This is a genomic window from Halarcobacter anaerophilus (genome assembly GCF_006459125.1).
In the GTDB taxonomy this organism is placed as follows: domain Bacteria; phylum Campylobacterota; class Campylobacteria; order Campylobacterales; family Arcobacteraceae; genus Halarcobacter; species Halarcobacter anaerophilus.
The window spans coordinates 297834-317453 of record NZ_CP041070.1 but is presented as its reverse complement, the minus strand read 5'-3'; the positions used below and the strand labels follow the sequence as shown (position 1 = coordinate 317453).

Genomic DNA, 19620 nt, shown 5'->3' with positions numbered 1-19620 from the left:
AATTTGATAAAAGGGTTTTATTCTCATTTTTCTGAAAATATAAAGACATAAAATTTGAAAAGTTTAGAACTATTTATAAATAGCTCTTAATAATTAATCTACTTATAATGTTAACTGAATATTTATTAATATTAAATATCAAAAAGTATGAAGATAAGGCTTCATACTTTTATATTTAAGATAAAGATGCTTTTATCATCCATATATCTTTTTCAAGTTTGGCAACTTGTTCATCGGAAAAAGCAACTGTTGTCGTATCTTTAATATCATCAGATATTATAGATAGCTCTTTAAAATCATTTAAAAAAGTTTTATAATCATTTAGTACAATTTCAAGTACCTCTTTAGGTGAAAATTCAACTCTTTTATCTTCTTCTATTTTTGACACTTTTAAGGCATCATTAATTGTTACATAGGGTTTTTCTCCCACTTGTAAAACTCTTTCTGCCGTATCATCATAAATTTCTGCCATTTTATTGTACATAGACTCAGTCATTTCATGTACTGCATAAAACTGCATACCTTTTACGTTCCAATGTAGATTATGTAATTTTACATACATTACCAAAGCATTAGCTTGAATTGTTTTTAATTGTTCTACTACTAACATTTTTTATCCTTTAATATTTTTTATCTTAAATGTAGTATATATTAATGGATAATATTTTTCCTTTAGTAAAATTGCTTAGTATAATTTTTAAGATTTTTTTTATTTTAAAGTTTAGAAAGAGAGAAAAGACTCTAATAGAATAAACTATCAGAGTCTCTTTTTAATTTATTAGTCTATATCTTTTGAAAATTTTTGTTTTATTCTCATTACTCCATAGAAAAACAGAGGAATAAAAACAACTCCTATTACAACCGCTGCAATCATACCTGCAACAACTGTTGTACCTAAAATATGTCTACTTGCACTTCCTGCTCCGGTACTTGTTGCCAAAGGCAATGTTCCGGCAATAAATGCCAAAGACGTCATTACAATAGGTCTAAATCTAAGTCTTGCTGCCTCAATAGTCGCATCAAATAAGGACAAGCCGTCACGTAATTTGTCCATTGCAAACTCAACAATCAAAATTGCATTTTTAGCAGACAATCCTACTAGCGTAATAAGACCTACTTGGAAATAGATATCTGCTTCCAATCCTCTTAAAAATACTCCTAAAGCCGCACCGAAAATGGCAAAAGGTATTGACAAGATTACAGATAAAGGAATACTCCAACTTTCATAAAGAGCCGCAAGAATCAAGAATACGAAAAGTGCCGCATAAAGAGAGGTATAATTTCCCTCTTTTTCAAGTTTTTTCTCTTGAAATGTTGTTCCTGACCAAGCTACAGTATAACCGTCTGGTAAAATTGAAGTTGCAATCTCTTCAATTGCATTGGTTGCATCACTTGAAGCAAATCCCATTGCAGGATTACCTGTTATTTTTGCCGCATTAAACATATTAAATCTTTCGATAATACTTGCATCCACTTTTCTTTCTAACGTAGTCAATTCACTTACAGGAATCAAATCACCTTCGCTTGATTTAACAAAAATATTTTTAAAATCATCTCTTGTTTTTCTATATTCAGATTCAGACTGAATATTTACATGGAATGTTCTACTATAAAGGTTGAAGTCATTTATATACCCCATACCGAAACTGTTTTGAATTACATTGTATATAGAACTTATACTTACATTCATAGATTTAGCTTTTTCTCTATCAACTGTTAACAAATATTGAGGAACATTTGTATTAAGTGTTGTTCTTACAGATGTAAGTCTTGGATCCTGCATTGCTTTTGAAACAATTTGTTGAATATACTGATTTAAAGTACTTAAATCTCCACCTGTTCTATCTTGAATCCACATTTCAAAACCACCTGTTGTACTCATACCCATAATCGGAGGCGGGTTAACAGGAATAACAAATGCCTCTTTACTTGTCATCATAAAGTGTCCCATTAATTGTCCCGCAACTGCTTGAGAACTTTGGCTAGCAAGAGGTCTTTCATCCCAAGGTTTTAGTTTTGCAAACATTAACGCCGCATCGGTTTTATAAGCAAATGATGAAATATCCAGACCTGTAATAGCACCTGTAGAAAATACTTCAGGATTATCAAGAAGTTGTGATTCTATATCATTTGCAATTTTTTTAGATTCACCTAAAGAAGTTGCAGGCATCATATTAACAATAACAAGTAACACCCCTTTATCTTCAGAAGGAACTAATCCTGTCGGAGTTATTTTCATAATTGAATATGTCGCTCCTAGTAAAATAGCAAATAGTGCTAGAGAGAAAAACCATAACCTAATTGTTTTTTTAGTAATTCCTATAAAAACTTTTGTAGACCAATCAAAAAATTCATTAAATTTTCTAATCGGTAATATTGGCTCTTTCTCCTCTTCTTTTAGAAAAATTGCACATAAGGCAGGAGTTAATGTTAATGCTACTAGACCTGAAATTACAACTGAAATAACAATTGTGATTGCAAACTGCTTATACATAACCCCACTAAAACCTCCCGTAAGAGCTGCAGGAATAAATACTGCAGATAAAACAAGAATAATCGCAATTAACGGAGTCGTTAACTCTTTCATCGCTTCAATAGTAGCATCTTTTACGCTAATACCTTTGCTTGTTCGTAAAACCCTTTCAACATTTTCAATAACAATAATGGCATCATCAACAACCAGACCAATGGCCAGAATAAGTCCGAACAGCGTTAAAAGGTTTATTGAAAAACCTGCTGCATAAAGTCCGGCAAAGGTACCGATAATCGATACTGGAATTGCCAAAACAGGAATAATCGTTGCTCTAAAGTTTCCTAAGAATACATATATTAAAACAATAACAAGAACAACTGCTTCTAATAATGTTTTAACAACCTCTTGGATTGATTCATCCACAAACTGTGTTGCATCATAAGGTATTTTATACTCTAAATCTTCAGGGAATTTTTCCGAAAGCTCTTTTAATTTTTCATCCAATGCTCCTGAAACTTCAAGAGCATTTGCTCCTGGAGACAAGAAAATACCAACGGGTACCATAGGTTCTTTGTTATAATTAGCACTTGTATCATGAGAATTTGAACCAAGTTCAATTCTTGCAATATCTTTTAATTTAAGCGTAGAACCGTCAGGATTAGATCTAACTATTATATTCTCAAATTCTTGAACAGTTTTTAATCTACCCTCTGTGGTTAAAGAGTAAGTAAACGGTTGAATATTATCTATTGGTTCGGCAGCAACCGATCCGGTTGAATATTGATTATTTTGACTCTCTACAATAGCTCTTACATCGCTTGGTACTAAATTATAAAAAGCTAATTTCTCAGGATCAATCCAAACTCTAATAGAGTAATCTTTAGCTCCAAATACATTTACATCTCCGATACCTTTGATTCTTTTTAAATCATCAACAACATTTACTGTTAAGTAGTTTGATATATAAAGACGGTCATGAACTTGCCCTTTTGATCTGAAAGCAATTACTTTTAACATATCAGGAGATCTCTCTTTTACCGAGATTCCTTGTCTTTGAACCTCTTGCGGTAATTTACTTAATGCTAATTGTACTCTGTTGTTTACATCAACTTTTGCTTGTTCAACATCAGTTCCTACATCAAAAATTATACTTAAAGATAATACTCCACTTGGCGATGCAGTTGAAGACATATATGTCATATTGTCAACACCGTTAATCTCATTTTCAAGTGTAGTTGCAACAGTTGCAGATAGAGTCTTAGCATCAGCTCCGGGATATGTAGCTCTTACATTAATCTGGGGAGGAGTTACTGAAGGGTACTCTTTTATAGGTAAAATATTAATTGAAATTAACCCTGCAAGTATTATTAAAATAGAGACAACTGTTGCAAAGATGGGTCTATTTATAAAAAAACGTGAAAACATCTATTTTCCTTACTTATTAATTATTTTATCAACTGCAACAGGTTCACCGGCTTTTACTCTAAAGAAATTATTGACAATTACTCTGTCACCGCTTTGAAGAGGACCGCCTGCAACTACATATTTATCTCCGCTTTCATTTCCTATTATTACAGGTTTAACTGCTGCTTTTCCATCTTTTTCAACAAAGACAACTGTTCCTAACGGATTTTGTAATAATGCTTTTTGAGGGATAGTAATTACATTTTTTTGAACAATTCCGTCTAAAGATATTCTTACAAAGTTTCCAGGCATAAGAAATTTTTCTTTATTATCTATTAATGCTCTCATTTTAACCGTAGAAGTATCTTTTTCAATATTTACATCGATAAAATCTACATAACCTTTTACATTAACAGGTTTATTATCCACAGTTACTTTTACATTGATTGTTTTATCTTTTGGAATAGCCCATAAACCGCTTTGTATATTTTTATAATCACTCAAAGGCATAGAAAAATCAATATAAACTTTGTCATTGTTTGTAATTGTTACAAGTTCCATCGGAGGATTTTGAGTAACAAGGTTACCGCTGTCAACTTTTTTAAGACTTGTAATTCCTGAAATAGGAGCTTTTACTTTTGTATAGTTTAAATCAATTTTTGCTTGTCTTAATTCTGCTTTAGCAACACCTAAGGCTCCTAATGCTTCTTCATATTCAGATAAAGCATTATCTCTCATTTCATCACTTACCGCTTTACTTTTATAAAGCTTTTTAATCCTATTCCAATTTCTTGTTGCATTATTCAGAGTTGCTTGATTCATCATAACAGAAGCTTCAGCTGCATCAACTTTTGCTTGATATAAATCATCTTCAATTTTAAATAAAGATTGACCTTTTTCTACTCTATCTCCTTCAACAAATCTTTTCTCTTCTAGTACTCCTAAAACCCTTGAATAAACTTTTGCATTCAAATAAGATTTTATTTGTGCCGGATATTTTAGATCTATTTTTAAATCCTGCTTTTTAGGCACAATATAAATATCAGCTTTAGGTGCCGGCATCTGATTTGCAGCAGGAGCATCTTCTGCTAAAAGATTCCCGCTGATTGTAGTTAATGCAAGAGCAGAAACAACTAATAAACTTCTAAATTTTTTCATTTTACAAACTCCTCTAATTTTTCACCGCTATAATAAATTATATTTGCTTTTTTGACTTCTAAATCATACTGTGCCATTTTTAAAACACTTTGAGCATCATATTTTTCACTTAATGCTTCTAAATAAGCAACATTATCTACTAAACCGTTTTGATATTTTGATTTAATTACATCATACGCACTGTTTGCAGCTTTTAATCCCGCTTGTGCCGATTTAATTTTTAATTTCCCGATTTTGTATGCTTTTAATGCAAGTTTTAAATCCACGTCTGCTTTATTTTTCTCATATTCATATTGAGATCTTAACGATAAATATTTTTTATATGCAGCTTGATACTCTCTGCTTGTTGCCCCAAAATCAAATATTTTCCAAGACATATTCAAAGATGCAATATTTTGATCATAATCATCTGAATTGCCATCAAAAGCACCTTTTTTATAATTTAAATCATTTTTTGCATACGTATCATTAAAAGTTAAATCAGGTAAATATCCGCTTTTTACACCTTTTGCAGTTGCTAATAAAGATTCCAATTCAAATTCAAGTGCTTTGATATCTGCTCTTAATTTTTTTTCATTTGAAGTATACTCTTCTACTATAGAACCTTTTTGTATTGTTACTGATTTACCTACAACATACTCAAGGTTATGAATAATTGTTTGAATATCTAACTCTATTTCATGCAAATCAACATTTGCACTTTCACCTCTTGAAATGATTTTTTGAACTTCGTCTTCTGTGGTAGTACCTGCATCCAAAAATCTTTTTAATCTGTTATATTGCGCTCTTAATTGCTCAATTTCTTTAATTTTTGCCTCTTTTTGAGCTTCCAAAGATAAATACTCATAATAATAGTTTGTTACTTCCAATGCCAATTCATTTTTCTGATTTTGCAAACTATTATTTTGACTTTTAATTGTTGCTTCATATGAATCAAAAGTGTCATACTTTTTCCCACCGTCGTAGATTACATAATCAACGCTACCTTGAACCGTAGTTCTATTGTCGGGAACCGAGCTTGTCTCTTTATTTGTTCTTTGATAATTTGCCCCCAATTTTACTTCAGGCAAATAGCTGTTTTGAACACTTTTGTACTCTTCTTTAGTACTTTCAATGTTAATTCTAGAAGAATCAATCATCTTATTGTTTTTTGATAATTCAATTAATTGTGCCAAGTTCTCACCAAAAAGGCTAAAAGGAACAATTAAAAGAAAAATAAACACTTTTTTCATCTTTTTTCCTTGATTGTCTGATTTTTGTTCTTTATATATTCTATAATAAATTATTCAATTTACAGTTACAAATTTTAAACTTCTACAAAATTGAAAATTACATCAATAAACTCATTAACTTCCTCCATATTGCTGTCGTTTTTATGGAAATTACAAGTTAATCCGGAAAGGAATAACCCGTTCCCTAAAATAAACAAACCTTTAACGAGATTCAATGCTTCGGGTTTTAACTCACCTTTTTTAATTCCATCGTTAAAAATCGATACAAACCATTCAAAATACTCATCATTTCTATTTTTATGATAGTCCAAAATATCTTTTGTAGGATTTGACAAAGATATAGATAAAAACTCTTTATATAGGTTTTTTAACTCTTCATCATCTTCATCATAGAAAATTTGCAAAAAAACTTTTGCTTTCTCTCTTGTAGTTTCAACACTGTTTAATTTATTTTGTTTTAACTCATTGTGTTTGGATAAAGAGATATTGATAATTTCGAAAATCAAATCATTTTTATTTTCAAAATAGTCATAAAAGCTACCTTTACTGATACCTGCTGCTTTTGTCAATTTAGAAATTGATACATTATGTATCCCGTCGTTTATCAAAGCATCTTTACAAGCTAATGCAATATCTTTTCTTTTTTGTGTTTTATCAACTATAATTGCCAATTAAAATCCTAAACTTAAAAATGAATGACCGTCGGTCATTTATTGGAAATGAATTTTACTCTAATATTATTAATAGAATCTTAATATAAAAAATTAAAAATTATTTTGAATTTATTTTAATGAAAAGCTTTTAAGAAGTGGATGGGGTAGCAGGATTCGAACCTGCGAATGACGATACCAAAAACCGTTGCCTTACCACTTGGCGATACCCCAATAAAATAAACGGTGGAGCGGGAAACGAGACTCGAACTCGCGACAATCTGCTTGGAAGGCAGAGGCTCTAGCCAACTGAGCTATTCCCGCAATAATAAAGATTAGATTAATCTTTTGAGAAAAAAATTATATGAAATTATTTCTTATAATTTCCTAAATTTTTGTATACTTAAAATAGAATTATATTTTGGTTGCGGAAGCTGGATTTGAACCAACGACCTTCGGGTTATGAGCCCGACGAGCTACCGAACTGCTCTATTCCGCGTCATACATAAACTTTAACAGCATAATATATTCGATTTTAAGTGGTGCGGATGAGAGGACTCGAACCTCCACACCGTGAGGCACCAGATCCTAAGTCTGGCGTGTCTACCAATTTCACCACATCCGCGATAAGTTAAAAAACAAAAAAAAAGATTCAGTTGGCATTCAACTAAAATCTTAAAGTGGTACGCCTGACAGGATTCGAACCTGTGACCGCACGCTTAGAAGGCGTGTGCTCTATCCAGCTGAGCTACAGACGCATCTATTTGAAAAAATGGGGTGGGTAATGGGATTCGAACCCACGGCCCTCGGAACCACAACCCGATGCTCTAACCAGCTGAGCTATACCCACCATATGAATGGTCGGGGCGAGAGGATTCGAACCTCCGGCCCCCTGGTCCCAAACCAGGTGCGCTAACCAGACTGCGCTACGCCCCGAAAACATCAACAATTCTTTCAAAAAGTGGACGGAATTATACTATGTTTTTTTAATATTGTCAAGACCTTTTTATAAAAAAAGATGGAAATTTTAAAATTTATTTTTTTAGCAATCTCATACAAGACAAAAATCAACTTTATTGATATAATAAAGATTATGAATAGTATATCAAAATTGACCCACAATGCAAAGTTTTTAAAACCTAATAAAAATAAAGAGATCTTTATATATGAAGGTGATTATAATAACTTTACATTTGAAAAGCATATACATGATGAGTATACAATCAGTCTTATAGAAAAAGGACACATGGGTGCATTCTTAAAAGGATTTAATCATGAATTCGACAAATCATCTATTATAACCATAAATCCCGATGAAGTTCACTCATGCGGTGTATTATCTAAAGAGGGATACAAACACCACTCTTTATATCTCTCTCCTGATTCTATTAAGAGTATATTAAAAGATAATTTTAACAAATCTCTTCTTCCTTTTAAAAATTTTGCATTTTCAAACGACTTTATTTATAGAAAATTATACTTTTTGATGAAATATAACAGCTCTTTTATGGAATTGTCATGGGAAAGTGAACTTATTGAAACATTAAATGTTATATTACAGATAAATACAAAAGCAACAAATATTACAACACTGCCCTCCCATTACGATTTGATAAAAAAAGCAAAAGAGTTTATAAATGACAATTATGAAAATGATTTTACTTTAGATGATTTATCAAAAGAGTTTAATATTTCAAAATACCATTTTCTCAGACTTTTTAAAAAACACACTTTTGTATCACCTCACACTTATTTAATGATAAGAAGAGTTGAAAAAGCAAAACACTTTTTAAGAAACGGTTGGGATATCTCACAAACTGCTTATTTATGCGGCTTCACAGACCAAAGTCATTTAAATAGAAAATTTAAACAATTAACAGGTATGACTCCGGGAAAATATAAAAGTTTTTTTCTTTAGCAATATTATACTATGCACATTTTTTATATTAATATAGAATTTTAAAATGAAAAATAATATGAAAAACGGTTTTTTATCAAACTTGCCTATAAGTTTGAGTGTTTTTAGTTACGGTGCGATACTAGGGATAACGTGCAATACCAAAAGTATAGATTATTTAGAACTTATGCTTATGAATATTTTTATATTTGCAGGTTCTTCACAATTTGTTATCGCTGATATGATTTCAAGTTCATTTGGAATAGCAACTATAATAGGTACGGCAGTTCTTATAAATTTGAGATATTTTTTAATAGGAACAACATTAAATACTCTTTTTTTTAATAGAACACTAAAAGAAAAACTACTTATTATGCATTTTGTAACAGATGAATCATGGGCTATTACAATGAAAAACAGAGAGAAAGATATAGATGTTTACTTTCTTTTAGGAGGAGGATTGTGTATTTTTTCATCTTGGCTTTTGGGAACTTCAATAGGGTATTTTTCCGGGCAATTTATCCTTGATCCACAAAAATACGGCTTGGATTTTGCTTTTTATGCAGTATTTATAGCTATTTTAACTACTATGTATAAATCAAAAAATGATTTTTACACTTTTTTGATAACTGCTATAATTGCAATATCTTTGGATTATCTTCTAAATAATCCTGTATATATCTTAATCTCTGCTGTTTTAGGTTCTCTTTTATCTTTGTTATTTGTCAAAAAAAAGGAAAGCAATGAGTAGTCAAAATATCATAATAATTATTCTTTTTGTTGCCCTTGGGACTTATTTTTTAAGAATCAGCGGACTTTTATTATCAAATAGACTAAAAAAGTATAAATATGTAGATTCTATTTTAGAATCAATTCCATCTACACTTTTAATCGCTCTTATTGTTCCACCTGTCGTAAAAGAGGGAGTTGTAGGAATTTTGGCTTCTTTAGTCGTTATTATGGTAATGATGAAAACAAAAAATATTTTTTTATCTATGAGTATAGGTGTTTTTATAATCTATCTAAGCAAAAACAGTCTCCTTTTTTAAAGGAGACTATAAATTAAAATTGAATCAATCCATCAACAGGAGAAGATGCCGTAGCATAAGGTTTTTTAGCTATTCTTCCTGCTTTATATCCTATTCTTCCTGCTTTTACAGCATATTTCATAGCTTCAGCCATAGATATTGGATCTTTAGCCCCGGCTATTGCCGTATTTGTTAAAACTGCATCGGCTCCAAGTTCCATTGCAATTGCAGCATCACTTGCACACCCAACACCTGCATCAACGACAACAGGAACTTTAACCGCATCTTTAATAAAAGCTATATTATATCTGTTTTGTATACCAAGTCCGCTTCCAATAGGAGCAGCTAAAGGCATAACGGCATCAGCTCCCGCATCTTCCAATCTTTTTGCAATAATTGGATCGTCGTTTGTATAAGCCATAATAGTAAAACCGTCTTTTTTCAAGATTTCACAAGCTTTGATCGTCTCAATTACATCAGGATATAGAGTTTTTTTGGCATCCCCTATAACTTCTAACTTAATTAAATTAATTCCTGTTGCCTCTTTCATAAGTCTAAAAGTGGTAATTGCTTCTTCTGCTGTAAAACACCCTGCACTATTTGGAAGAAGTTTTACATTTGTATCTTTAAAATAATCTAATAAATTCTCTTCATTTGGATTCGTAATATTTACTCTTCTTATTGCAACTGTGATTAGTTCAGAACCTGAAGCTAATGTTGCATCTTTTGTAGTTTGAAAATCTTTGTATTTTCCGGAACCTACTATTAATCTACTATTAAACTCATACTCTCCTATTTTTAGGATATCACTCATTTTTTCCTCCAATTTTGATTCACTATGATTTACAAGTTTTAGCTATAAATTTTTTATAATCTTTACTTAGTTTATCAATATTTACAGCTATTATTTCGGGCACATCATAGCTATGTAATTCTTTAATTTTGCTTTTAATATTTTTGAAATTTTCTTTTTTAGTTTTTATACTTAAAAGCACCTCTTTATCGTTACAAAACTCATCTTTCCATTTATAAAAAGATTCAATATCTGACATTTGTACGCATGCTGCAAGATTTTGTTCTATTAAAAGTTTGGCAATACTTTCTGCCTCTTTTTTATTTGCACAAGTTGTCTGAATAACTATTGTTTTCATAATCTTTTAACCTCTTCAACTAAATCAGAAGGGATTAAAGAGTAATTATTTTTTTTATAATTACTTGCAGCTATTGCATGTGCCAAACTTGCACTAATTGCCGCATCAAGAGGTTTATACCCTTGAGCCAATAAAGAACCTACCAAACCTCCTAATACATCTCCGCTTCCACCTTTGCTTAAGACTGCACTTCCAAAGGTGTTTACGAATATTTTTTCATTTTGGGCAATTAATACATTTGCTCCTTTTAAAAGAAGAACTACTTTAGGATATTTTTTGCAAAACATCTCTACATACTTAAATCTGTTTTTTTGAAGTTCTTTAACTTTTATATCTGCTAGCTCGCACACGTTTAATAAAGCACAAAACTCTTTTGGATGAGGGGTTAAAACAACCTCTTTTTGTAAAGCGATTTTAATAATATCTTCATAAAAAAGATCTGCATCTATTATAGTCGGAAGCTTTGATTGTAAAATATTTTCAATCTCTTTTTCATCATATATGCCAAGCCCCATTCCAAGAGCAATGGCAGTGCAGTTTTCACTTAAATTGTGAGTTTGCATAATATGATAAGGCAGATCTACACACTCATGACAAATAACACTAACAAGTCCGGCGCCAAAACCAAAAGCTGCTTTTGCCGCAATTACTCCCGCTCCTTTTTTACTGCCGATTACCACATTTAAGTGTCCGAAAGTTCCTTTATGTGCATTTTTTTTATCTCTTAAGGGAAGTTTTAAATCCTCTTTTTCAAGTAAAAAAAGATCTGTTTTTGTTTCATAAACCTCTCTTTGAACTCCTAAATTGGCAACAACTATTTCACCTACATAATCTTTTGCAGTATCAGTAAAAAGTGAAGTTTTCAAAGCTCCCATTGTAACAGTTACATCTGCAAAAAAAGCAAGAGTTGAAATATCTCCTTTAAAATCAATACCTGTCGGAATATCACAAGCTATTTTATAAGAGTTATAAGAGTTTAACGTTTCAATTATTTTTTGTGAAGCTTCATTTAAATCTCTTTTTAATCCGCTTCCAAAAAGAGAGTCAACTACAATGTCACACTCTTGAAGTTCATTTATAAGATTTACTCCTAAAAGCTGTGCCCTTTTTAGTTGGAGTTTTGCCATAGGAGATTTTAATTCAAAAGGTATATAAAGTTTCACATCATAAGTTTTATAAAGCAATCTTGCAAGAGCAATACCGTCTGCACCGTTGTTCCCCATTCCTGAAACGATTAAAACGGAACTGTTTTTATCAAAAGTTTTCGTAATCTCTTTTTCTAAGGCTAAAGCTGCATGTTCCATCAACAAATCTTCACTTAATGCAAACTGTTCATAGCACCTTTTATCTAAACTTCCAACTTCATAATAGATATTTTGCATGACTCTTCCTTATTTTTTAAACTTCCAACCCTCTTTTTCAAGGATAATTTTGATTTTTTCTTTTACTTCTCCTTGAAGTTCTATCCACTCTTCTTTTATGGCTCCACCGCAGGCTAGCTTTTTTTTAAGAAGTTTTAAAACCTCTTTTTTTTCTTTCTCTTCAAGATAAAATCGTCCAAGTAAAGTTACAGGCTTGCCTTTTCTTTTTTCAAAAGTAAAAACAAGCTGATGTTGATTTTTAGGTATTATTTCATTTGAAATTTTTTTCTTTTTTTTATCCTCTTTTGAAGTATCAAAAACATCTCCGTCAAGTTTTGCACCCATTTCAAATATCATCAAAACTCCTTTAATCTAGTCTTTACATCAATATCTTTTGCCGTCGTAAAATCTTTTGCTTTATATTGTTCTAAAGCAACTCTTCCTATCATAGCTGCATTATCGCTGCAATATTTAAGTTCACTTAAAAACAGAGTCATTTCTTTTGTTTTACAAAACTCTTCTATTGCACTTCTTAATCTTATATTTGCGCTGGCACCTCCAACTATTGCAAAATGTTTAGAACTTTTTGTTTTAAAAAGTTTTTTCACCTTTTGCATAATATGGGCAACTGCCGTTTTTTCAAAAGAGGCACAGATATCGCAAATATCTTGTTCTGATATTTCCTCTTTCTCAAGTTTTTCAATTTGTATTCTAACTGCATTTTTAAGTCCTGAATAACTAAACTCGATATTGGGACTTTGTCTTAAAGGTACGGGAAAATCAAATCTGTTTTCATCGCCTTTTAAACCTTTTTCTTGAACGATAGGACCGCCTGGATATCCTAAACCCAGCATTTTTGCTACTTTATCAAAACTCTCTCCGAAACTGTCATCTATAGTTGTTGCAAGAATTTTCATATTATCAAAAGAGTTGGCTTCTATTATTTGAGTGTGACCGCCTGAAACTAAAAGAATAGTTGTAGGAAAGATCTCCTCTTTTTCAATAAAAAGCGAAAAAATATGACCTTTTAGGTGATTTACGGCTATTAAAGGCAGATTCAAACTTATACTTAAAGCTTTTGCCATAGTAACACCTTCCATAAGAGTTACAGAGAGTCCCGGAGCATTTGTAACAGCTATTGCTTTTAATTTAGGAAAATACTCTTTACACTCTTCAAGTATTTTAGGAAGGGCTTCAACATGTAGTCTTGCGGCAAGTTCAGGTACAACACCTCCGTATATTGAGTGTTGCAGTTCCTGAGATATTTTTTTATGAAAAATTAATTTTTTTGTTTCAATTTCGGTTATTGCGATTGAACTATCATCACAACTAGATTCTATACTTAAAATCAATGATTTTCCTCACACTCTTGTTCTTGATTTATCCAATCCAAAGCACAATCTAATTTTCCGTATCCAGAAGCAGCATTAATATGCCCTGCTTCTTCTAAAAGTTTCATTCCTATTCCTAACTTACTTTGCAACCTTATAGCCTCTTCAACGTTTATATAAGGATCATTTGTTGAACTTGCCATTATAACCTCTTTGGATTTTAAACTTTTTGGCAAAGGATAAGGGAAAAACTCTTTTATCTCTTTTATATCACAATTCATTCTAACAGGTGCTACAAGCATAAGTTTATCAAGTTTTATATCTAACTCTTCGCAAATATGAAACCAAACAATATTTGCCAAAGAGTGGCAAACTACAATAGTCGGTTTAAAGTGTTCAATCTCTTTTTTAATAAACTCTTTCCACTCTTTTAGCTTAGGCTTATCTCTATTTGGTAAAGCAGGAAAAGATACAGGCGTATTCTGTTTTATTAAATCTATTGCCAGATGAGCCTGCCAATGGGGATAATCACTTCCACCTAAACCGTGTAAAATCAAAACTCTTTTTTCTCTCATATTATCCTCTTAATCTAAATCTCTTACGCATCTTACATATTTTAGTTTGTGTCTGCTGTCATAATAAGGTGTTCCACTTACGAAGTACATATAATCGGCATAAAACCATAAAGTTCTCCAATGAGCTTTTCTTGCCCAGAAACCATCTTTTTTATTATATTTAAAAGCTCTGTTTATATAACTTCTTTCATTTGTTTTATCGACAATTAGCTCATACTCTTCTATTTCAGGAACACGCCAATTACTATAACCTGCAAATTGAAGCTCTTCACAAAAGTCTGTTGCATCTTGGTGAGTCATTTTTTGTTTCAAAATTGAAACCTCATCTACCCACATTAATCTATTTTCCTTATCGACTACAACTCCTAAAGAGTCATTCCTTTGCAAATTAGCAGAAAAACAAAAATTAATTAGTAAAAAAAAGATGAATAAATATCTCATCATCTATCCTTTATTTTAAACTTTCCCCGTTGTATCGTAGATGATACACTTTTATCTAAAAGTTCAATTGTTATATTATACCCTTCTTTATAAATTAATCCAACAAGTTCCTTACACTCTTTTTTATCTTCATTACTGTTTGAACTACTCTTTTTCCATTGCTCAAACTTATCTTCATAAATATTAACAATCTTCTTTTCAAATCTATTTCGTGTATAAATCAGATATACAACAAGTACGATTAATATTATAAACGGAATTAGTAAATCAAGAGTCACAATAGTTTCTCACCTCTTTATCTATTTCAAAAATCTCTTCTATAGAGTTAGCTTTAAGAGCATTAAATTTATTTAAAGCTTTTAAAGTAATTTTTGAAATATCTAAAAATCCTATTTGACCTTTTAAAAATTTTGAAACAGCAACTTCATTTGCAGCATTTAAGATAAGCCCTAAATCAAGATTGTTTAAAACCTCATCTTTTATCTCCCAAATAGGATATCTGTTTGTTTCTATTTCTTTAAACTCTAGATTTCCGACTTCTAAGAGATTTACGGGTTTTAATATCTGCTCATTGCATTTTTCTAAGATTGCATAGGCTATTGGAAGCTGCATTGAAGCATTTGCAATATGAGCCGTAGTACTTCCGTCTTCAAAATTTACAAAAGCATGAATCAAAGATTTTGTTTCTATTATTGCATCAACTTTTCTTGTATTAAAAAGCCACGCTGCTTCTATTAATTCAAACATTTTATTTGTCATAGTTGCACTGTCAATCGTGATTTTATTCCCCATTGACCAGTTAGGATGGTTAAGTGCCTCTTTAACTGAAACACAAGAAAGCTTTTCTAAAGGATAATCTCTAAAAGATCCTCCGCTTGCCGTTATTGTCATAGAAGAGATTTTTTTATTTTGAAGAAGGTACCAAAGTCCAAAATGTTCGGAATCAATCGGGCTTAATCTACTTTGGTCTATAAATTTTCCTGCAACAACCAAAGACTCTTTATTTGCCAAAGCAATTTTTTTCTTACACTCTATTGCTTTAAGAGTCGGTCTAAGACCTAAAAATCCTACAAGAGCATTTACTACGGTTTTTGATTCACTATTTTCTATAAGTTCTAAAATATCTTTTTCGCCAAAACCGACATTTGAATGATTTACCCTTGAAATATCTTTTTGATTTGCTATTACGACTTTTTTGGGATTAAACTCTTTTATTTGCTTATTTAAAAGTTCAATATTTGTTCCGGCAACAAGTGCCTCTATATTTAAGTTAAATTTTCTTGCTATATTTAATGTATTTACGCCAATTGAACCTGTACTGCCTAAAACAATCACAATACAGCTCTCAAAATCACCAACATCATTACGCCTCCAAACAAATATCCGTCTGTTCTATCTAATATTCCTCCGTGTCCTGGAAGAATATCTCCGCTGTCTTTTACTCCTGCTTCTCTTTTTAAATAACTTTCAAAAAGATCACCGAAAACAGAAGCTAAAGCAACTACTAAAGAGATTATGATTGCACCAAGAAGTGAGATATTGTCAATAGCAAAAATAATACCTAAAATAGTTGCAACCACAAGACCTCCTAAAACACCTTCAACTGTCTTATTAGGACTTGTTTCACAGAATTTTGTTTTACCTATACTTTTACCTACGAAATATGCTCCGACATCAGCTCCAGCTACTATTACCAAAAGCCAAAGTAAAGACATAACACCGTATTCATAGTATAAAGTTAATAAAAACAAAAAAGAGGCTGTAGGATACATAAGAGGTAAAAATATTTTTTTATCCAAATTTTTACTATAAGCTAAAATTGAAGCAAAAACAATCGCAGCAACAAAAACTAAATCCTCAGCATAAGGATAAAAATATGCAATAAACCAAATTATTCCCACATAAAAATATATTGAATCAACTTTCATATCATAAAGCTTTTGAGATTCATTTATTGAGATTACAAGTAATCCTCCAAACAGAAGCCACATAATAAAAAAAGAATCAATAAATCCTATTATTAAAATAGCAATTAATAAAGCAATACCTGTTTTTATCCTTGTAGAACTCGATTTTATAATATCTTTCATTTTAAACCTAAATTATTTATTGTGAATTAAGATTATACTAAAGTTTGGCTTTTGATTAAATTTTTAGAATAATCCCGTAATTTGACTTGAAATTTGTTTTTCTAAAATAGGCGTTGCTTCTTCTAAAGTTAAATCCATTTTTGTTGCTTCAGCAAATAACATTGTTCTATGTTCAATATAGTTTGTTTCGTAATGTTGAGCAGAGCTATTAGCCATATTTGAATTTAATTGTCCTGTCGCATTTGTATTTCTTACAGAACCTCCAAAACCGTTTAAAAATCCTGCTTTTGTCGAATCATTCACATTTGCTTGTCCACTTAAGTTTCCTGTAGAAGTATACACTTTGCCTTTTGCTTTTTCTCTAATAAGTATATCTACTTGCATTTGATAAATGGTATCTTCCAAAGCTTTTGATATAAGTCCACCAATTAAGGCTGTTCCTAAACCGACTCCAATAGTACTTCCCGCACTTCTTGTATTATATCCTGCAACACCTGCTCCTGCTGCACCTGCTGCTAGAGCTCCTCCTGCAGCATTACTTTCTTGTTTTTTATCACAATATAAAACATTCAGCATTAAGATATATGTTGCTTGTTCAGGATCATCAACAATTTTGTATCCTTTTGCTTTTAATTGAGATAAAATCGAACTCTCTAAATTTATATTTTTGCCGCTTGTATTTCTACTTGATACAAAAATTATTCTTTTATTTTTAGCTACCGGATTTACAAAAATACTTTGTGTCATTTTCGCATTAGTTTGTAATTCTGTTGTTGCACATCCCGAAAAAAATAATGCCGCAACGGCTACGCTTAATCCAATACTTTTTATTTTATTCATTCTTTCTCCTAAAAAAATACTTAAATTATTTTATCAAAAGCACTCTTAACTTTTATCATATTTATAAAATTAATTATTATTTATATTTTTATATTTATTGTCGTATAAGGATTATAAAGGACATTTGCTCCGTTTTGTATTTTTACGTTTCTTCTTTGGGTATAGTCTACTTCATAAGTGCCTGAAAAATCAGTTGAAAATTGGGCACAAATTGTTGCTGCTTTTATGATTACGCTTTCAGGCAATGTTTTTTTGCTGTTTTGCACTATTACATGAGAAGAGGGTCTGTCTTTTAGATGAAACCAAAAATCACTCGCTTTTGCATTATGCAAAAGGAAAATATTTTCTCTCTCGCTGGTTCCTAGCATTATCTTATAACCTTCAAAGAAGAAACTTTCAAAATGTTGGCTTTTTTTAGTTTTTGTTTGATTTTTTTGTTTTTTAGGAACTAAAAACTCCATTTCATCTATTGAGACTGCTTTTTGAAGATTATTTATCATTCTATTTAGAAAATCTATTTTCTCTTCTAGATTTCCTTTTTCTATTTTTATATTGTTTGCTTTTTGTTTTAGTCTTTTTGCTTTTTTGAAAAGTTCATTTGCATATCTTGATGCAGGTATTTTATTATCAAGAATTATTTCAACTTCGTTTCCTGAAAAATCATCTGTAAGCAAGCTTTTTTGATACGGCTTTATTTTATATAAGTTATTTAAGATAAGATTACCGTTGTTATATAACTCTTGTGACTCTTTTTCTAAGTTCTCTTTTAAAGGTAAAGTTTTTACTATTTTTTCCAGCTTTTTTAACTTTTTTGAAATTTGCGTAATTTTCTGTTTTCTATAGTTTTCTAAGTTTTTCTTTTCCAACTCTTCATAAATTGCATAAAGTTTTTCTTCAATATTTTCTACTTCCTGCTCTTTAAAAACAATATCTACTTTGGGAATCTCTTCAAGTTTTGTTCCTACTTTAACAACTCTGCTTGATGCAAACTCGTCAATATGTCTAAGAGCTTCTAATACGACTCTGTTCTCATCTAAGATAATTATATTGGTATGTTTACCCGTAAACTCTAGTTGTAGAATAGTCGTTAGCTTTTTATAAGACGAAGAAGAGTTCACTTTTATATTTATTACTTTGTCATTATTATATAACTCAATGTTTTCAATAATTGAATTATTAAACCTTTTTTGTAAAATCACGTCAAAAGGAGCATTAAAATCTTTTTTTGCTTTTAAAGATTCTTTTCTTTTATATATAAGACTTTTGCCTTTTGTCATATCAAAGTATGTAAACTCTTTATTATTAAATTCAATTATAATAGTATTGTTCGATATTCTTTTTATAAACTTGATTTTACGGGTATTCTGACACAAATATGTCACAATGGCTTTTAAGAGATAATATTTCATACAAAATTCACTTTTTCTTATCATTTTTATAAGATATTTTTTATTTTCATTTGATATAATTGTAGCAGAATTTTTATTAGGAGATAAATAATGAGTAAATTATTAAAAATCGTATTAGCAAGTATGCTAATTCTTGGAGTTGCTTCAACAACAGCTTCAGCAGACGCTGTAAAGGGTCAAAAACTGTTTATTAAGAAGTTTAAAAAAGCTTGTGGTTTCAATGGTGCTAAATTTGCTGCAAAACATTCTCAAGCAGAATGGGAAGAAATTAACGCAAACGGTAAATTCAAAGAAGAATTAATGAAAATTTGTCCAAATGTAAAAGAGAGTGACATTAAAGATAAATGGCTTCCTCATATCTATGATTTCTCATATGAATATGCAAATGATTCAGGAAACGTACCATCTTGTTAATCTATTAGTTTTAATAATAACAGCAAAAAAGGGGAAAATAAGTTAATCTTATTTCCCCTTTTTTTTGTTTATTTAAAATTGAGTTTACGTAATATAAGTTCAATTTATATAGTGAATGATTATTCATACTTAATATTCACTTAATATTATAAAGTATATAATACAT

Annotated in this window: 21 protein-coding genes and 7 tRNA genes; 4 read left to right on the top strand and 24 right to left on the bottom strand. The window is 30.7% G+C overall.

The window, feature by feature from the left end:
- Positions 1–175: 175 nt before the first annotated feature.
- From AANAER_RS01650 to AANAER_RS01595, 12 genes are all read right to left on the bottom strand, one after another.
- On the bottom strand, positions 176–610 hold the full coding sequence (locus tag AANAER_RS01650) for a Dps family protein (protein WP_129081489.1): 435 nt from the start codon (positions 608–610) through the stop codon (positions 176–178).
- A gap of 168 nt (positions 611–778) precedes the next feature.
- On the bottom strand, positions 779–3898 hold the full coding sequence (locus AANAER_RS01645; RefSeq protein WP_129081488.1) for an efflux RND transporter permease subunit: 3120 nt from the start codon (positions 3896–3898) through the stop codon (positions 779–781).
- A gap of 9 nt (positions 3899–3907) precedes the next feature.
- On the bottom strand, positions 3908–5035 hold the full coding sequence (locus AANAER_RS01640; protein ID WP_044416529.1) for an efflux RND transporter periplasmic adaptor subunit: 1128 nt from the start codon (positions 5033–5035) through the stop codon (positions 3908–3910).
- A complete protein-coding gene (locus AANAER_RS01635; RefSeq protein ID WP_129081487.1) occupies positions 5032–6267 on the bottom strand; it encodes a TolC family protein in 1236 nt (411 codons plus the stop codon). Before AANAER_RS01635 ends, AANAER_RS01640 begins: the two co-directional genes overlap by 4 nt.
- Before the next feature lie 74 nt (positions 6268–6341).
- Positions 6342–6938, bottom strand: a complete 597-nt coding sequence (locus AANAER_RS01630) for a TetR/AcrR family transcriptional regulator (protein WP_129081486.1) — start codon at positions 6936–6938, stop codon at positions 6342–6344.
- A gap of 138 nt (positions 6939–7076) precedes the next feature.
- Positions 7077–7151, bottom strand: a tRNA-Gln gene (locus tag AANAER_RS01625).
- A gap of 13 nt (positions 7152–7164) precedes the next feature.
- Positions 7165–7241 (bottom strand) — tRNA-Gly (locus AANAER_RS01620).
- Between the two features lie 98 nt (positions 7242–7339).
- Positions 7340–7416: transfer RNA gene (locus AANAER_RS01615), tRNA-Met, on the bottom strand.
- A gap of 41 nt (positions 7417–7457) precedes the next feature.
- Positions 7458–7542 (bottom strand) — tRNA-Leu (locus tag AANAER_RS01610).
- Positions 7543–7598: 56 nt separating this feature from the next.
- Positions 7599–7675: transfer RNA gene (locus AANAER_RS01605), tRNA-Arg, on the bottom strand.
- Positions 7676–7690: 15 nt separating this feature from the next.
- Positions 7691–7767, bottom strand: a tRNA-His gene (locus AANAER_RS01600).
- Positions 7768–7775: 8 nt separating this feature from the next.
- Positions 7776–7853: transfer RNA gene (locus AANAER_RS01595), tRNA-Pro, on the bottom strand.
- A 157-nt stretch (positions 7854–8010) separates the two neighbouring features.
- On the opposite strand from AANAER_RS01595, the gene AANAER_RS01590 reads away from it, so the two are divergent.
- The 3 genes from AANAER_RS01590 to AANAER_RS01580 are packed head-to-tail and all read left to right on the top strand — an operon-like array spanning position 8011 to position 9863.
- Positions 8011–8835 carry an AraC family transcriptional regulator gene (locus tag AANAER_RS01590; RefSeq protein WP_129081485.1) on the top strand — a complete coding sequence of 275 codons (825 nt, stop codon included), beginning with the start codon at positions 8011–8013 and terminating at the stop codon, positions 8833–8835.
- A 46-nt stretch (positions 8836–8881) separates the two neighbouring features.
- Entirely contained in the window at positions 8882–9565 is a 684-nt protein-coding gene (locus AANAER_RS01585) for an AzlC family ABC transporter permease (RefSeq protein ID WP_129081484.1), read from the top strand.
- On the top strand, positions 9558–9863 hold the full coding sequence (locus AANAER_RS01580; protein WP_129081483.1) for an AzlD domain-containing protein: 306 nt from the start codon (positions 9558–9560) through the stop codon (positions 9861–9863). Before AANAER_RS01585 ends, AANAER_RS01580 begins: the two co-directional genes overlap by 8 nt.
- A gap of 13 nt (positions 9864–9876) precedes the next feature.
- On the opposite strand, the gene AANAER_RS01575 is transcribed toward AANAER_RS01580, so the two are convergent.
- The 12 genes from AANAER_RS01575 to AANAER_RS01520 all read right to left on the bottom strand — a co-directional run bounded on the left by AANAER_RS01575 (position 9877) and on the right by AANAER_RS01520 (position 19064).
- Complete coding sequence (locus AANAER_RS01575) at positions 9877–10656, bottom strand: thiazole synthase (RefSeq protein WP_129081482.1); 780 nt, start codon at positions 10654–10656, stop codon at positions 9877–9879.
- 22 nt (positions 10657–10678) lie between these two features.
- Positions 10679–10993 (bottom strand): divalent-cation tolerance protein CutA, encoded by a 315-nt coding sequence (gene cutA / locus AANAER_RS01570; protein ID WP_129081481.1) that lies wholly within the window; start codon positions 10991–10993, stop codon positions 10679–10681.
- Complete coding sequence (locus AANAER_RS01565) at positions 10990–12375, bottom strand: NAD(P)H-hydrate dehydratase (protein ID WP_129081480.1); 1386 nt, start codon at positions 12373–12375, stop codon at positions 10990–10992. Before AANAER_RS01565 ends, cutA begins: the two co-directional genes overlap by 4 nt.
- Before the next feature lie 9 nt (positions 12376–12384).
- Positions 12385–12711 carry an SUI1 family translation initiation factor gene (locus AANAER_RS01560; protein WP_129081479.1) on the bottom strand — a complete coding sequence of 109 codons (327 nt, stop codon included), beginning with the start codon at positions 12709–12711 and terminating at the stop codon, positions 12385–12387.
- Positions 12711–13706 (bottom strand): tRNA (adenosine(37)-N6)-threonylcarbamoyltransferase complex transferase subunit TsaD, encoded by a 996-nt coding sequence (tsaD, locus tag AANAER_RS01555; RefSeq protein WP_129081478.1) that lies wholly within the window; start codon positions 13704–13706, stop codon positions 12711–12713. Before tsaD ends, AANAER_RS01560 begins: the two co-directional genes overlap by 1 nt.
- Entirely contained in the window at positions 13703–14260 is a 558-nt protein-coding gene (locus AANAER_RS01550) for an RBBP9/YdeN family alpha/beta hydrolase (RefSeq protein ID WP_044416538.1), read from the bottom strand. The genes tsaD and AANAER_RS01550 overlap by 4 nt, the downstream gene beginning before the upstream one ends.
- A gap of 9 nt (positions 14261–14269) precedes the next feature.
- Positions 14270–14701 (bottom strand): Lcl C-terminal domain-containing protein, encoded by a 432-nt coding sequence (locus AANAER_RS01545; RefSeq protein ID WP_044416539.1) that lies wholly within the window; start codon positions 14699–14701, stop codon positions 14270–14272.
- Positions 14701–14979: a hypothetical protein gene (locus tag AANAER_RS01540; RefSeq protein WP_129081477.1), complete on the bottom strand. Its 279-nt coding sequence runs from the start codon at positions 14977–14979 to the stop codon at positions 14701–14703. The genes AANAER_RS01545 and AANAER_RS01540 overlap by 1 nt, the downstream gene beginning before the upstream one ends.
- The gene (gene dxr, locus AANAER_RS01535; protein ID WP_129081476.1) at positions 14969–16036 is read right to left on the bottom strand and encodes a 1-deoxy-D-xylulose-5-phosphate reductoisomerase; all 1068 of its coding nucleotides are present in this window, start codon (positions 16034–16036) and stop codon (positions 14969–14971) included. The genes AANAER_RS01540 and dxr overlap by 11 nt, the downstream gene beginning before the upstream one ends.
- Entirely contained in the window at positions 16033–16791 is a 759-nt protein-coding gene (locus AANAER_RS01530) for a phosphatidate cytidylyltransferase (protein WP_129081475.1), read from the bottom strand. Before AANAER_RS01530 ends, dxr begins: the two co-directional genes overlap by 4 nt.
- Before the next feature lie 63 nt (positions 16792–16854).
- Positions 16855–17631: a complement resistance protein TraT gene (locus AANAER_RS01525; protein WP_044416545.1), complete on the bottom strand. Its 777-nt coding sequence runs from the start codon at positions 17629–17631 to the stop codon at positions 16855–16857.
- An 80-nt stretch (positions 17632–17711) separates the two neighbouring features.
- Positions 17712–19064 (bottom strand): NFACT RNA binding domain-containing protein, encoded by a 1353-nt coding sequence (locus AANAER_RS01520; RefSeq protein ID WP_228711130.1) that lies wholly within the window; start codon positions 19062–19064, stop codon positions 17712–17714.
- Between the two features lie 66 nt (positions 19065–19130).
- Here AANAER_RS01520 and AANAER_RS01515 point away from each other — a divergent pair, with 66 nt between their 5' ends.
- On the top strand, positions 19131–19454 hold the full coding sequence (locus AANAER_RS01515) for a hypothetical protein (RefSeq protein ID WP_044416548.1): 324 nt from the start codon (positions 19131–19133) through the stop codon (positions 19452–19454).
- The last annotated feature ends 166 nt before the right edge of the window (positions 19455–19620 follow it).

Excerpts from the sequence above, each read along its gene's own strand:
- AANAER_RS01650 (WP_129081489.1), bottom strand. The coding sequence starts at position 610 with ATGTTAGTAGTAGAACAATTAAAAACAATTCAAGCTAATGCTTTGGTA.
- AANAER_RS01645 (WP_129081488.1), bottom strand. The coding sequence starts at position 3,898 with ATGTTTTCACGTTTTTTTATAAATAGACCCATCTTTGCAACAGTTGTC.
- AANAER_RS01640 (WP_044416529.1), bottom strand. The coding sequence starts at position 5,035 with ATGAAAAAATTTAGAAGTTTATTAGTTGTTTCTGCTCTTGCATTAACT.
- AANAER_RS01635 (WP_129081487.1), bottom strand. The coding sequence starts at position 6,267 with ATGAAAAAAGTGTTTATTTTTCTTTTAATTGTTCCTTTTAGCCTTTTT.
- AANAER_RS01590 (WP_129081485.1), top strand. The coding sequence starts at position 8,011 with ATGAATAGTATATCAAAATTGACCCACAATGCAAAGTTTTTAAAACCT.
- AANAER_RS01585 (WP_129081484.1), top strand. The coding sequence starts at position 8,882 with ATGAAAAATAATATGAAAAACGGTTTTTTATCAAACTTGCCTATAAGT.
- AANAER_RS01580 (WP_129081483.1), top strand. The coding sequence starts at position 9,558 with ATGAGTAGTCAAAATATCATAATAATTATTCTTTTTGTTGCCCTTGGG.
- AANAER_RS01575 (WP_129081482.1), bottom strand. The coding sequence starts at position 10,656 with ATGAGTGATATCCTAAAAATAGGAGAGTATGAGTTTAATAGTAGATTA.
- cutA (WP_129081481.1), bottom strand. The coding sequence starts at position 10,993 with ATGAAAACAATAGTTATTCAGACAACTTGTGCAAATAAAAAAGAGGCA.
- AANAER_RS01565 (WP_129081480.1), bottom strand. The coding sequence starts at position 12,375 with ATGCAAAATATCTATTATGAAGTTGGAAGTTTAGATAAAAGGTGCTAT.
- AANAER_RS01560 (WP_129081479.1), bottom strand. The coding sequence starts at position 12,711 with ATGATATTTGAAATGGGTGCAAAACTTGACGGAGATGTTTTTGATACT.
- AANAER_RS01550 (WP_044416538.1), bottom strand. The coding sequence starts at position 14,260 with ATGAGAGAAAAAAGAGTTTTGATTTTACACGGTTTAGGTGGAAGTGAT.
- AANAER_RS01545 (WP_044416539.1), bottom strand. The coding sequence starts at position 14,701 with ATGAGATATTTATTCATCTTTTTTTTACTAATTAATTTTTGTTTTTCT.
- AANAER_RS01530 (WP_129081475.1), bottom strand. The coding sequence starts at position 16,791 with ATGAAAGATATTATAAAATCGAGTTCTACAAGGATAAAAACAGGTATT.
- AANAER_RS01525 (WP_044416545.1), bottom strand. The coding sequence starts at position 17,631 with ATGAATAAAATAAAAAGTATTGGATTAAGCGTAGCCGTTGCGGCATTA.
- AANAER_RS01520 (WP_228711130.1), bottom strand. The coding sequence starts at position 19,064 with ATGATAAGAAAAAGTGAATTTTGTATGAAATATTATCTCTTAAAAGCC.
- AANAER_RS01515 (WP_044416548.1), top strand. The coding sequence starts at position 19,131 with ATGAGTAAATTATTAAAAATCGTATTAGCAAGTATGCTAATTCTTGGA.